Here is a 12,364-nt window from a genome sequence, read left to right on the forward strand (position 1 = left end):
AAGAAGCGCAGCAGCTCGAACTCCTTGAAGGTGAGGTCGAGCGGGCGGCCGTGCACCCGGGCGGAGTAGCTCGCCTCGTCGATCACGACGCCGGAGGCCTGGATCTTGGAGGCGCTCTCGGCCTGCGCCATCCGGCCGATGACGAGGCGGACGCGCGCGTCCACCTCCGCCGGTCCCGCGGAGTCGAGCACGACGTCCTGCACGCCCCAGTCCGCGCTGACCGCGGTGAGGCCGCCCTCGGTGAGGATCAGCACCATCGGCACCGTGATGCCGGTCGTGGTCAGGATCTTGCAGAGCGACTTCGCGCTGGCGAGGTCGAAGCGGGCGTCGATCAGGATCACGTCGGAGGCTGGGGCGTTGATCAGCTGCGCCGGCTCGGCGGGGATCGCGCGGACCTTGTGGCTCAGCAGGCTGAGCGCGGGCAGCACCTCGCCGTCGACCTGAGGGGTCAGGATCAACAGCTGCGCCATGGAGGTCCTTCCGGCATCGCGTGCCTGTATCGTACCGGGTCGCTCGCGGCGGCCGTTTACCCGCCTCACCTGGGCTTCCTCTGGGTGCGGGCTCGCGAAGGTGCGAGGATGCTGCGATGTCGCTCAGCCGCGTCGCCGTGCTCGCCGTGTGGGTGCTGACCCTGATCGGCGTCGTCGTGATCGTCGCGGTCGTGCCCGGCGTCGCCGCCCTCACCTGGCTCGCGCTCGCGCTGCCGCTCGCGGTGGTCGCCGGCATCGTCGGCCAGCTCGCCGTCGCGGAGCAGCGCGGCTTCGTGATTCGCCTCTCGGCGGCCGCCACCGGCTCCTTCGTCCTCGTGCTCGCCGGTGCCGGGGTCGCCCTGCTCGCCTGACTCGGCTACTCCGTGGATCCGGGGATGTGCGCGCCCACGCGCCGGTTCCCGGATCCACGAAGAACCGAGGGCGCGGGGTGCCCGCGTAGGATCGGAGCCGTGCAGCTGGCGATCGAACTGTTCTACCTGGGACTGCTCGGGTTGGCGTCGCTCGCGATCGCGTTCGTCTCCGTCGTCGTGGTCGCCAAGCTGTTCAAGGGGCAGCGCTGAGCCGCTGCGTCCCCATCGGACCGCGGACGGAGATCCTTCGATGATCGACATCCCTGCCGGCCTGCCGGCGGAGCTCGTCCCGATCTCCTGGCTCCTCGGGGTCTGGGAGGGCACGGGGCTGGTCGAGTACGAGATCGGCGACGACGTGCGCCGGCACGAGTTCGGGCAGCGCATCAGCTTCAGCCACGACGGCCTGCCGTTCCTCAACTACAGCTCGTTCACGTGGCTGTTCGGCGAGGGCGCCGGCACGGCGGAGGAGGGCGCGACCGTCCCGCTCGTCACCGAGACGGGTTACTGGCGGCTCAGCCGCCCGCCGACGGGGGGCGATCCGGGCCCGGGCATGCTGCCGGGCGTCGGCCCGCGGCCGTTCTCGACCGCGACGAGCGTGGAGGCGCTGCGGAACGCCTCCGACGGGTTCGACGTGGAGGTGTCGCTGGTGCATCCGACCGGGGTCACCGAGCTCTATCTCGGCCGGGTCAAGGGGCCGCGGATCGACCTCGCGACGGACGCCGTGATGCGCACCGAGAGCGCGAAGGAGTACTCCGCCGCGACCCGGCTGTACGGCCTCGTCGAGGGCGACCTGCTGTGGGCGTGGGACATCGCCGCGCTCGGGCAGGAGCTGCGCACGCACGCCTCCGGCCGCCTCCGTCGTCGCGACTGACTCCGCACACCTCGTTTCGTCTTGCAGGTCTCCTAGACCTACGAAACGAAACGAGGTGTGCGAGCTCACGCGGCTGCCGCCGCTGCCTCCAGACCGGCGACGTCGAGCTTGACCATCTGCAGCATCGCGGCGGTGACGCGCTGCACGACGGCGGGGTCGTCGTCGGCCATCAGGCGCTCGAGCGCCTCCGGCACGATCTGCCAGCTGAGCCCGAAGCGGTCCGTCAACCAGCCGCACTGCACCTCCGCCCCGCCGTCCGCCAGCAGCGCGGCCCACAGGCGGTCGACCTCGGCCTGGTCGTCGCACAGGGCGTACAGCGACACCTGCGAGTCGAACGGGAACTGCGGTCCGCCGTTCAGGAACGTGTACTGCTGCCCGGCGATCGTGAGGTCCACGAAGAACGGGCTGCCGGCCTCCGCGCCGGGCACCCCGGGCGGCGCGGCGATCACCCGGTCGATGTGCGAGCCGGGCAGCAGACCCGTGTACAGCTCGGCCGCGGGCACGGCGTCCTGGTCGAACCAGAGGTGGGTGGCGAATCGCAGCACGGTCATGGGGGGATCCTCCGTCGTCGTCGCCGGGTCGTCCGGTCACGCTACTGACCCGTTCCGGCACCGCCTAGCCTTCCTTGTCATGGACAGCCCCCTGCTCGAGCTGCCCGGCGCCGTCGCGGCGACCGGGGCGGATCAGGGCGTCGCGGCGCACTACGGCAGGCCCGCCCACGAGCAGCGGGCCCTCGCGGCGGGGGAGGCGCTCGTCGACCTGTCGTCCCGTGGCGTGCTGCGGCTCGCCGGGCCCGACCGGCTGACCTGGCTCGACTCGCTGACCAGCCAGAGGCTGCTCGGGCTCGAGCCGGGCGACTCGGCCGAGACCCTGCTGCTCGACCCCTCCGGCCGGATCGAGCACGCGATGGCCGCCGTCGACGACGGCGCAGCGCTGTGGCTCGTCGTCGAGGCCGCCGAGACGGCCGCCCTCGCCGCCTTCCTCACCCGGATGCGCTTCTGGAAGCAGGTCGAGATCGAGGACCGCACCGCCGACGTCGCGGTGCTCGCCTCCCTCCACGAGCCGGCCGACGCGGGACCCGACGGCCCGCCGCTCGTCTGGCACGACCCGTGGGCCGCGGGCGCGCAGGGCGGGGTCACGCGCGCGCTCGCCGCCGAGCACCCCGGCCGGGACCTGCCGCTGCGGCTCGCGCTCGTGCCGCGGTCCTCCCTCGCCGCGCTCGTGGACCGGGTCCGCGCCGGCGGCGCCGTGGTCGCCGGCGTCGACGCGCTGGAGGCGCTGCGCATAGCCGCCTGGCGACCCCGTTTCGCCCGCGAGGTCGACGCCAGGTCGATCCCGCACGAGCTGGACTGGCTGCGCAGCGCCGTCCACCTCGACAAGGGGTGCTACCGCGGGCAGGAGACGGTGGCGAAGGTGCACAACCTCGGCCGCCCGCCCCGGCGCCTCGTGCAGCTGGACCTGGACGGCTCCGACGCGGTGCTGCCGGCCCCGGGTGCGCTCGTGCTGCTCGACGGCGTCGAGGTCGGCGTGGTGACGTCCAGCGCCCGCCACCACGAGGACGGGCCGATCGCGCTCGCCGTCGTGAAGCGCTCCGTCGACCCGGACGCGACGCTCGCGGTCGCCACGCCGGACGGCGAGGTCGCCGCCGCGCAGCGCGTGGTCGTGCCGCCCGGGTCGGGGCCGGCCGTATCGGTGCCCCGCCTGCCCCGGCTCGGCGCCGTCCAGCGGCACTGACCGTGAGCGCCGGCCGCGGCCGCCGGGTGCTCGCCTCCGCCGATCCGCGCGCCGCGATCCGGCGGTCGTTCGAGGCGATCCCCGCCGCCGCCCAGCTGGCGATCGCCGCCACCGCCTCCTACGCGTTCGCGCACGTCGTGGTCGGGCACCAGGTGCCGCTGCTCGCGATCACCGTCTGCCTCTCGAGCCTCGGGTTCGTGCGCGACGCCCGGCCGAAGCGGGTGGTCGAGACCGCGGTCGGCCTGTCGATCGGCGTCGCGCTGGCGGAGGCGATGCTGCTCGCCGCCGGGCGCGGCGTGTGGCAGATCTCGGTCGCGCTGTTCGTCACCCTCCTGATCGCCCGGCTGCTGAACGCGCCGCCCCCGGTCGCCGTCGCCGCGACGGCGCAGTCGGCGATCGTCCTGCTGATCCAGCTGCCGGCCGGGGGCACGTGGGCGCGCAGCGTCGACGGCTTCATCGGGGGAGCGATCGCCCTGCTGGCCACCGCGCTCGTGCCGCGCGACCCCCGCCGCGCTGCCCAGCGGGACGGCTCGCGCGTGCTCACCGGGCTGCGGCGCGGGATCGACGACGCCGCGCGGGCGCTCCGCACCGCCGACCGACCGGCCGCCTCCGCCGCGCTCGCGGGGCTGCGCGACCTGCAGCCCGCGATCGCCGACTGGACCACGACCCTCGACTCCGCGATCGCGATCGCCCGCGTGTCCCCGTTCCTGCACCGGCGGCTTCCCGAGCTGGTCGCCCAGCGGCGCCTGCTGGACGGCGTCGAGCTGGCCGTGCGGTCGATGCGGACGATCGCGCGGCGGGCGGAGGCGGTCACCGCCGACGCCGTCCCCCGGCCGCAGCTCGCGGAGCTGCTGCAGGCGGTCGGCTCGGTCGTCGCGCTGCTCGCGCGCTCGCTGCGCGATCCCACCCTGCTCGCCCCGGCGCGCGACGACCTTCAGCTGATCGCCCGGCGCCTCGACCCGCGGGAGATCACCCCGGAGGCGTCGGTCACCGCCTCGATCATCACGGTGCTGATCCGGCCCGTGGTGGTGGACCTCGCGGTCGCGGCCGGCGTGCCCGCCGACGAGATCCGGGCGGCGCTGCCGACCCTCTCCTGACTCCCCGTCCTTTCGTTCTGTAGGTCTGGCGGACCTACAGAACGAAAGGAACATGGGAGGTCAGCGGGGGGCGACCACCTTCCACGGGACCGTCAGCTCGCCGAGGCGCCAGCGGGAGCGGCCGCCCTGCACCGGGACGCCCCGGTCGCGCAGCGCCTCCACGGCCGCGACGAAGCGCTGCACCGGGCCGTAGACCGACAGCGGAGCCGCGCGCCGCCAGCCGTCGTCGAACGCGGCGAGCAGATCGTGCACCGGCTCGCCCGGCACGTTGCGGTGGATCAGCGCCTTCGGCAGGCGCTCGGCGACGACGCCCGGCGACTCGAGCCCCGCCAGCCGCAGCGAGATCGTGAAGCGCACCGGCCCCTCCTCCGCCACGTCGATCCAGGAGCAGATCCGGCCGATCTCGTCGCAGGTCCCGTCGACCAGCAGGCCGCCGGGCGCCAGCCGCGCCGCCGTGCGCGCCCAGGCCGCCGGCACCTCCGCCTCGTCGTACTGCCGCAGCACGTTCATGGCGCGCACCAGCACGGGCCGCGAGGGCGACGGGATCTCGAACCCGCCCTGCGCGAACGTCACCGACGCGCTCGCGTGCGGTGCCGCCGCGGCGACCCGCTCCGGGTCGATCTCGAGGCCGAGCACCCGCACGTCGGGGGACACCCGGCGCAGGCGCTCCGCCAGCTCCAGCGTCGTCCACGGCCGCGCGCCGTAGCCGAGGTCGACCACGAGCGGCGCGGTCGCCCCGCGCAGCTGGGGGAGGGAGGCGAGGTACCGGTCGTTCCGCCGCAGCCGGTTCGTCCCCGTGGTGCCGCGGGTGATGCGACCGACGGGCATGCCGGTCACGCTAACGGGCGCTGTGAACCCGTCGGATCGCCCGTCCTACACTCGGCGCGTGCCTGAACACTCCCTGGTCCTGCTCCGCCACGGCTTCAGCGACTGGAACGAGAAGAACCTGTTCACGGGGTGGGTCGACGTGCGCCTCACGGAGCGCGGCGTCGAGGAGGGGCGGAACGCCGGGCGGCTGATCGCGCAGGCCGGGCTGCTGCCGGACGTGCTGTTCACGTCGCTGCTGACCCGCGCGATCCAGACGGCCGACGAGGCGCTGCTCGCCGCCGACCGCGCCTGGTTGCCGGTCGTGCGCGACTGGCGGCTGAACGAGCGCCACTACGGCGCGCTGCAGGGCAAGGACAAGGCGCAGACCCTCGCCGAGTACGGCCCCGAGCAGTTCAAGACGTGGCGCCGCAGCTACGACGTGCCGCCGCCCCCGATCGAGTCGGGCAGCGAGTTCTCGCAGGAGGGGGACCCGCGCTACGCGGGCATCCAGGTGCCGCGCACCGAGTGCCTGCAGGACGTCGTCGCGCGGATGGTCCCGTACTTCGAGAACGACATCGCCCCGCGGCTTCGGGAGGGGAGGCGCGTGCTCGTCGTCGCGCACGGCAACTCCCTGCGCGCCCTGGTGAAGCATCTGGACGGCATCTCGGACGACGCGATCGCGGAGCTGAACATCCCGACCGGCATCCCGCTGCACTACCGGCTGGACGAGTCGCTGCGGCCGATCGTGTACGGCGGCGAGTACCTCGATCCGGAGGCGGCCGCAGCGGGCGCGGCGGCGGTCGCGGCCCAGGGCGGGAAGTCCGGCGCCTGACGACGGAGGGCCCGCCGCGCGGCGGGCCCTCCGGGTCGTCGATCAGACGGTCTGCGCGGCCGCGACCCAGTCGCCGGTCTGCAGGTACTGGACCTTCTTCGCGATCGAGACCGCGTGGTCCGCGAAGCGCTCGTGGTAGCGGCTGGCCAACGTCGAGTCGACGATGTCGCCGGCCTGGCCCTTCCAGGTCTCGCCGAGGACCTTGTCGAAGACGCTGAGGTGCAGGTCGTCGACCTGGTCGTCGTCGTTGCGGATCTCCTCCGCCAGCTCCGTCGACTCGGTCTCGAGCAGCAGGTGCAGCTTCTTCGCGATCGCGACGTCGAGCCGGCCGAGCTCCTTGAACGTCGGGCGCAGCTCCTTCGGCACGACCTTCTCGGGGAAGCGCGTGCGGGCCAGCTGCGCGATGTGCTCGGCCAGGTCGCCCATCCGCTCGAGGGAGGCGCTGATGCGCAGCGCGGACACCACGATCCGCAGGTCGCGGGCCACCGGCTGCTGCCGGGCGAGGATGTCGATCGCCAGCTCGTCGAGGCTCGCGGCGCGCTCGTCGATGAGGTGGTCGTCGGCGATCACGCTCTCGGCCAGCGACACGTCGGACGAGTTGAACGCCGTCGTCGCCTTCTCGATCGACTCGGCCACGAGCCCGGCGATCTCGACCAACCGCTCCTGGACCTCTTCGAGCTCCTGCTGGAACACCTCGCGCACGGCGGACCCCTCTCGTCACGTACCCCGGACGGCCAACGTCGGCGACCCAGGTGAACAGCAGGTGCCGTTCCGGCGAACGCAGCACCAATTCGTGCACTGGTGGCCGCGTCATCGAAATCCGCCTCTGAACAGTCCCTTATCGTAACCTGCATGAGCGCGGCGGTCATCGTGGTGCTCGGGATCGTGTTCGGTCTCGCCGTCGGGGTCGTGTTCACCCTCCTGATCAGGGCGGCCTTGGATCGCGCCGCGCTCGTGCTCGACCTGCAGGCGACCGCGCTGCCGGACGGCGCGACCGCCGTGCTCGACGCGCTGACGCTGCCGGCGCTCGTCGTGGACGGCTCCAACGGCGTGCTGCAGTCCACGGAGGCGGGCCTCGCGATCGGGCTCACCGACGGCCGCTCGCTGCTGCACCTCGAGCTGCAGCGCCTCGTCGACGAGGCGCGCCGCACCCAGCAGCACCGGCAGGCTGACCTGGTGCTGCCGCGCAGCGCGGCGGGCGCCAGGAACCTGGTGATCAGCGCGCACGCCGCGCCGATCGACGTCACCCGCGTCCTGCTGATCGTCGACGACCGGTCCGAGTCGGTGCGGCTCGACGCCGTCCGCCGCGACTTCGTCGCCAACGTCAGCCACGAGCTGAAGACCCCGATCGGCGCGGTCTCGCTGCTCGCGGAAGCGCTCGACAGCGCCGCCGACGACGAGGAGCAGGTGCGGCGCTTCGCCGCCCGCCTCAGCGCCGAGGCGACCAGGCTCGGCACGCTGGTGCAGCAGATCATCGAGTTCTCCCGCGTGCAGGTCGCGGACCCGCTGGGCGCGGCCGACCCGGTGCCGCTCGACGACGTCCTCCGCGCCGCCGTCGATCGCACCCGCGTCGCCGCGGACGCGCGCGACGTGAGCATCGTGCTCGGCAAGCGGACCGGGCTCTGGACCTCCGGCGACCGCACGCTGCTGACCACGGCGGTGCAGAACCTCGTCGCGAACGCGATCGCGTTCTCGCCGGCCCGCGGCCACGTCGGCGTGGGCATCCGCTCCCGCGACGGCGTCGTCGAGGTCGCGGTGTCCGACCAGGGCATCGGCATCGCCGAGGACGACCTCGACCGCGTGTTCGAGCGCTTCTACCGCACCGACCAGGCCCGCTCCCGCCAGACCGGCGGCACGGGCCTGGGCCTCAGCATCGTGAAGCACATCGCGGAGAACCACGGCGGAGAGGTCAAGGTCTGGTCGCGCGTCGGCCGGGGCTCGACCTTCACCGTCCGGCTGCCGGAGATCCCGGCACCCGTATCGGCGCGCACCCAGCGCCGGGAGAAGGAGCGCGCATGACGGCCATCCTGCTCGTCGAGGACGAGCCCGCCATCGCCGAGCCGCTCGGCTACCTGCTGCAGCGGGAGGGGTACGAGGTCGCCGCGGTCGCCGACGGCGGGGAGGCGGTCGCACGCTTCGCCCGCGGCGGCATCGACCTGGTGCTGCTCGACCTGATGCTGCCCGTCCTGCCCGGCACCGAGGTCGCCAAGCGCATCCGCGCCGTGTCCGACGTGCCGATCATCATGCTGACCGCGAAGGATGCGGAGATCGACATCGTGCTGGGCCTCGAGCTCGGCGCCGACGACTACGTGACGAAGCCGTACTCCTCCCGCGAGCTGCTGGCGCGTATCCGCGCCGTGCTGCGGCGGCGCGTGGAGGCCGAGGACGGGATCGGCCCCGACGTGCTCGAGTCCGGGCCCGTGCGGCTCGACGCCGACCGGCACGCCGTCTTCGTGCACGGCAAGGAGACCGCGATGCCGCTCAAGGAGTTCGAGCTGCTCGAGCTGCTGCTCCGCAACGCCGGGCGCGTGCTCACCCGCGGCCAGCTGATCGACCGGATCTGGGGCTCCGACTACTTCGGGGACACCAAGACGCTCGACGTCCACGTCAAGCGCATCCGGGCGAAGATCGAGGAGGAGCCCGCCGAGCCCCGCCTGCTGCTCACCGTCCGCGGGCTCGGCTACCGGTTCGAGGACCTGCCCGCCGAGGCCTGAACCTTCGTGGATTCGGGAATCGGCGGTTCGCGCACCGGTTCCCCGGATGAACGAAGGATCGGGGCTCAGCCCGCGAGCGTCTCCGTGGGCTCCGGCGTGGCGGCGTCGGTCGGCTCGTCCGTCGCCTTGCGCGTGCGGGTCGGCGTGGGCGTGGGCGTCGGGGTGGGCACGAGCGTCGCGTACTCCGAGAAGCTGCCCGTCAGCACCGGCAGCTGCAGGCTCTGCTGCGCGTCGGTCGTCGAGAACGTCACGTTGAACAGGCCGCCGGGCGTCGCGTCGACGCCGTCGAGCAGGACCGCCGAGGACTCGCCGGGCACCGACGCGTCGATGGTCGACGGGGCGGTCGAGAGCGAGACCAGGCCGCCGGCGGGAACCGCGACGCGCTCGGTCGCGGTGCCGGAGGCGGCGGTCCACTGCAGCTCGACGGACTGCGCGGTGTCGCCGCTGTTCGCGAGGACGCCGATCATGCTGGCGGTGTCGTCCTCGCCCGCGAGCACGAGCACGTTGCGGATCTGGATCGGGCCGACGTCGCCGTTCACCCCGTCGCTCGGGGTGTAGCTCGCGGTCGTCTGCTGCGGCGTGAGGAACTGGCAGCCCGTCAGCGCGACCGACAGCAGCACCGTGACCGCGACGGATGCCGCGACTCGCATCTTCACCGGTTCACCTCTCGACGGGCCGTTCCGCAGGCCGGTCGACCGACCGCGGATCGCCCCGCAGCCTAGCGGACGGGGCCTCCGCGGCCCGGGGCGAACCGCCTCCGGAGCCCGGGTGAAACCGCCCCGTGCTAGCATGGAGGCCGCTTTTCGGAGGGACACACATGCAGTTCGAGGTCGGCGAGACCGTCGTCTATCCCCATCACGGAGCAGCCAAGATCGTCGAGGTCAAGAAGCGCACCGTCCGAGGCGAGGAGAAGGTCTACCTCAAGCTCAACGTGGCGCAGGGCGACCTGACCATCGAGGTCCCGGCCGACAACGTCGACCTCGTCGGCGTCCGCGACGTCATCGGCAAGGAGGGGCTCGACCGCGTGTTCGAGGTGCTGCGCACCCCGTTCGTGGAGGAGCCGACCAACTGGTCCCGCCGGTATAAGGCGAACCTCGAGAAGCTCGCCTCTGGCGACGTGATCAAGGTGTCCGAGGTCGTTCGCGACCTGTGGCGCCGCGACCAGGACCGCGGCCTGTCGGCCGGCGAGAAGCGCATGCTCGCGAAGGCGCGCCAGATCCTGATCTCCGAGCTCGCGCTCGCGGAGAAGACGGACGAGGACCAGGCGTCCACGGTGCTCGACGAGGTGCTCGCCTCCTGACCGTCGCGATCGTCGTCGCCGCGGGCGGCGGCGTCCGCCTCGGCGCCGGCGTACCGAAGGCGATCGTGCCGCTCGCGGGCCGGTCCATGCTCGACTGGGCGCTGGACGGCGCGCTGGCGGCCGCGGTCGACCGCGTCGTCGTGGCCGGCCCCGCCTCCGGGCTCGAGCCGGTGCGCCGGATCGTCGCAGCACGCTCCGAGCGCGATCGCATCGCCGTGGTCGCAGGCGGCTCGACCCGGCAGGAGTCCGTCGAGCTGGCGCTGGCCGACGTGCCGGACGACGAGGTCGTGCTCGTGCACGACGCTGCGCGCCCGCTGACCCCCTCCGGGGTCTTCGATCTCGTCGCTGCCGCGGTCGTCGTGACCGGCGGCGGCGTCGTTCCCGCCCTGCCGACGGCGGACACGGTGAAGGAGGTCGACGGCACCGCGGTGGTGGCGACCCTCGACCGCTCCCGGCTCGCCGCCGTGCAGACGCCGCAGGGCTTCCCGGCCGGCGCGCTGCGCCGGGCGTTCGCGACCGCGGGCGCCGGGCACACCGACGACGCGTCCGTCTTCGCCGCGGCCGGGCTGCCCGTGACCACGGTGGCGGGCGACCCGTTCGCGTTCAAGATCACCACCGCCTGGGACCTCCGGCGGGCCGAGCAGCTGCTGGCTCCCGCCGCGCCGACCCGCACCGGCATCGGCGTCGACGTGCACGCGATCGATCCCGCGCGTCCCCTCCGCCTCGGCGGGCTCGACTGGCCGGGCGAGCCGGGGCTCGCCGGCCACAGCGACGCGGACGTCGTCTGCCACGCGATCGCGGACGCCCTCCTGTCCGCCGGCGGGCTCGGCGACCTCGGCAGCCGCTTCGGCGTCGACCGCGCGGAGGAGGCGGGCCGGGCGGGCGTCGACTTCGTCACCCGGTCGGTCGCCCTGCTGGCCGAGGCCGGGTTCGCGCCGGTCTCCGTCGCGGTGCAGGTGATCGGGAACCGGCCGCGCATCGGGCGCCGCCGCGACGAGATCGTCGCCCTGCTGTCGGCCGCGGTCGGCGCGCCCGTCGCCGTCGCCGGCACGACCACGGACGGCCTCGGCCTGACGGGCCGCGGGGAGGGGGTCGCGGCGATCGCGACCGTGCTGGTCGCGCCGCGCCCTCCCGTACCATCGCTGCCGTGACCGTGCGGCTCTACGACACCCGGTCGCAGGCGCTCCGCGAGCTCGAGCCCGTCGTCCCCGGCCGGGTCGGCATCTACGTCTGCGGTCCGACGGTGCAGTCGTCCCCGCACATCGGGCACCTCCGCAGCGCGCTGTCCTACGACCTGATGCGACGCTGGCTCGCGCACCGCGGGCTCGACGTCGTGCTCATCCGCAACGTCACGGACATCGACGACAAGATCCTCGACGCCGCCCCGAAGGCGGGCACCGACTGGTGGGCCCACGCGTACCGGGTCGAGCTGGAGTTCACCGCTGCGTACCGGGCGCTCGGGATCCTCGAGCCGACCTACGAGCCGCGCGCGACCGGGCACATCGGCGGGATGATCGCGCTCATCGGCCGCCTGATCGACGTCGGCCACGCCTACGACGCGCCCGACGCCTCCGGCGACGTCTGGTTCGACACCGCGTCCTGGCCGTCGTACGGGGAGCTCACCCGTCAGCGGGGCGACGCGCTCGTGTCCGGGGAGGGCGAGGCGCGCGCCCGCCGCAGCCCCCGCGACTTCGCGCTCTGGAAGGGGCACAAGCCCGACGAGCCCGCGTCGGCCGCGTGGCCCAGCCCCTGGGGCGCCGGTCGGCCCGGCTGGCACATCGAGTGCTCCGCGATGGCCGAGCGCTACCTCGGCGCCGAGTTCGACATCCACGGCGGCGGTCTCGACCTGCGGTTCCCGCACCACGAGAACGAGCTGGCCCAGTCGACCGCGGCGGGCTCGCCGTTCGCTCGGCTCTGGGTGCACAACGGGTTGGTCACCGTCGCCGGCCAGAAGATGTCGAAGTCGCTCGGCAACTCCGTCTTCGCCGCCGACCTGCTCGGCTCCGCCCGTCCCGTGGTAATCCGCTACGCCCTCGCGGCGGCGCACTACCGGTCCGACCTCGACCACCACGACGGCGCGCTCGTCGAGGCGGAGGAGGCGCTGTCGCGCATCGAGCGGTTCGTCGACCGGGCGGTGTCCGCCGGCGCGATCGCCTCCGCGGCCCTGG

General features: G+C 73.6%; 15 protein-coding genes. 10 read left to right on the top strand and 5 right to left on the bottom strand.

Annotation, left to right across the window (positions count from 1 at the left end):
* A partial coding sequence (locus ACFE60_RS13335; protein ID WP_375389349.1) for a DNA-binding response regulator occupies positions 1-470 on the bottom strand: 470 nt, incomplete at its 3' end.
* Between the two features lie 116 nt (positions 471-586).
* Between ACFE60_RS13335 and ACFE60_RS13340 the strand changes: the two genes are divergently transcribed.
* Together ACFE60_RS13340 and ACFE60_RS13345 are read left to right on the top strand one after the other, a co-directional pair.
* The gene (locus ACFE60_RS13340) at positions 587-841 is read left to right on the top strand and encodes a hypothetical protein (RefSeq protein ID WP_375389350.1); all 255 of its coding nucleotides are present in this window, start codon (positions 587-589) and stop codon (positions 839-841) included.
* 250 nt (positions 842-1,091) lie between these two features.
* Positions 1,092-1,712 (top strand): FABP family protein, encoded by a 621-nt coding sequence (locus ACFE60_RS13345; protein WP_375389351.1) that lies wholly within the window; start codon positions 1,092-1,094, stop codon positions 1,710-1,712.
* 65 nt (positions 1,713-1,777) lie between these two features.
* On the opposite strand, the gene ACFE60_RS13350 is transcribed toward ACFE60_RS13345, so the two are convergent.
* On the bottom strand, positions 1,778-2,263 hold the full coding sequence (locus ACFE60_RS13350) for a VOC family protein (RefSeq protein ID WP_375389352.1): 486 nt from the start codon (positions 2,261-2,263) through the stop codon (positions 1,778-1,780).
* A gap of 79 nt (positions 2,264-2,342) precedes the next feature.
* Between ACFE60_RS13350 and ACFE60_RS13355 the strand changes: the two genes are divergently transcribed.
* Both ACFE60_RS13355 and ACFE60_RS13360 read left to right on the top strand, forming a co-directional pair.
* Positions 2,343-3,446, top strand: a complete 1,104-nt coding sequence (locus ACFE60_RS13355; protein ID WP_375389353.1) for a YgfZ/GcvT domain-containing protein — start codon at positions 2,343-2,345, stop codon at positions 3,444-3,446.
* Between the two features lie 2 nt (positions 3,447-3,448).
* Positions 3,449-4,543, top strand: coding sequence for an aromatic acid exporter family protein (locus tag ACFE60_RS13360; protein ID WP_375389354.1), 1,095 nt, complete (start codon positions 3,449-3,451; stop codon positions 4,541-4,543).
* A gap of 60 nt (positions 4,544-4,603) precedes the next feature.
* Here ACFE60_RS13360 and ACFE60_RS13365 read toward each other — a convergent pair whose 3' ends face one another.
* Positions 4,604-5,371, bottom strand: coding sequence for a class I SAM-dependent methyltransferase (locus ACFE60_RS13365; protein ID WP_375389355.1), 768 nt, complete (start codon positions 5,369-5,371; stop codon positions 4,604-4,606).
* A gap of 58 nt (positions 5,372-5,429) precedes the next feature.
* On the opposite strand from ACFE60_RS13365, the gene ACFE60_RS13370 reads away from it, so the two are divergent.
* Positions 5,430-6,182 (top strand): phosphoglyceromutase, encoded by a 753-nt coding sequence (locus ACFE60_RS13370; RefSeq protein ID WP_375389356.1) that lies wholly within the window; start codon positions 5,430-5,432, stop codon positions 6,180-6,182.
* 42 nt (positions 6,183-6,224) lie between these two features.
* Here ACFE60_RS13370 and phoU read toward each other — a convergent pair whose 3' ends face one another.
* A complete protein-coding gene (gene phoU, locus ACFE60_RS13375; protein ID WP_375389357.1) occupies positions 6,225-6,884 on the bottom strand; it encodes a phosphate signaling complex protein PhoU in 660 nt (219 codons plus the stop codon).
* Between the two features lie 150 nt (positions 6,885-7,034).
* Between phoU and ACFE60_RS13380 the strand changes: the two genes are divergently transcribed.
* Together ACFE60_RS13380 and ACFE60_RS13385 are read left to right on the top strand one after the other, a co-directional pair.
* The gene (locus tag ACFE60_RS13380; protein WP_375389358.1) at positions 7,035-8,201 is read left to right on the top strand and encodes a sensor histidine kinase; all 1,167 of its coding nucleotides are present in this window, start codon (positions 7,035-7,037) and stop codon (positions 8,199-8,201) included.
* On the top strand, positions 8,198-8,896 hold the full coding sequence (locus ACFE60_RS13385) for a winged helix-turn-helix domain-containing protein (protein WP_375389359.1): 699 nt from the start codon (positions 8,198-8,200) through the stop codon (positions 8,894-8,896). Before ACFE60_RS13380 ends, ACFE60_RS13385 begins: the two co-directional genes overlap by 4 nt.
* A gap of 65 nt (positions 8,897-8,961) precedes the next feature.
* Here ACFE60_RS13385 and ACFE60_RS13390 read toward each other — a convergent pair whose 3' ends face one another.
* Positions 8,962-9,552 carry a hypothetical protein gene (locus tag ACFE60_RS13390; protein ID WP_375389360.1) on the bottom strand — a complete coding sequence of 197 codons (591 nt, stop codon included), beginning with the start codon at positions 9,550-9,552 and terminating at the stop codon, positions 8,962-8,964.
* 161 nt (positions 9,553-9,713) lie between these two features.
* Between ACFE60_RS13390 and ACFE60_RS13395 the strand changes: the two genes are divergently transcribed.
* The 3 genes from ACFE60_RS13395 to cysS form a co-directional block, all read left to right on the top strand.
* Entirely contained in the window at positions 9,714-10,196 is a 483-nt protein-coding gene (locus tag ACFE60_RS13395; protein WP_375389361.1) for a CarD family transcriptional regulator, read from the top strand.
* Positions 10,193-11,347 carry a 2-C-methyl-D-erythritol 4-phosphate cytidylyltransferase gene (ispD, locus tag ACFE60_RS13400; protein WP_375389363.1) on the top strand — a complete coding sequence of 385 codons (1,155 nt, stop codon included), beginning with the start codon at positions 10,193-10,195 and terminating at the stop codon, positions 11,345-11,347. The genes ACFE60_RS13395 and ispD overlap by 4 nt, the downstream gene beginning before the upstream one ends.
* The coding region (cysS, locus tag ACFE60_RS13405) for a cysteine--tRNA ligase (protein WP_375389362.1) at positions 11,344-12,364 on the top strand (1,021 nt) is incomplete at its 3' end. The genes ispD and cysS, both read left to right, overlap by 4 nt.

The organism is uncultured Amnibacterium sp., assembly GCF_964245895.1.
Taxonomy (GTDB): domain Bacteria; phylum Actinomycetota; class Actinomycetes; order Actinomycetales; family Microbacteriaceae; genus Amnibacterium.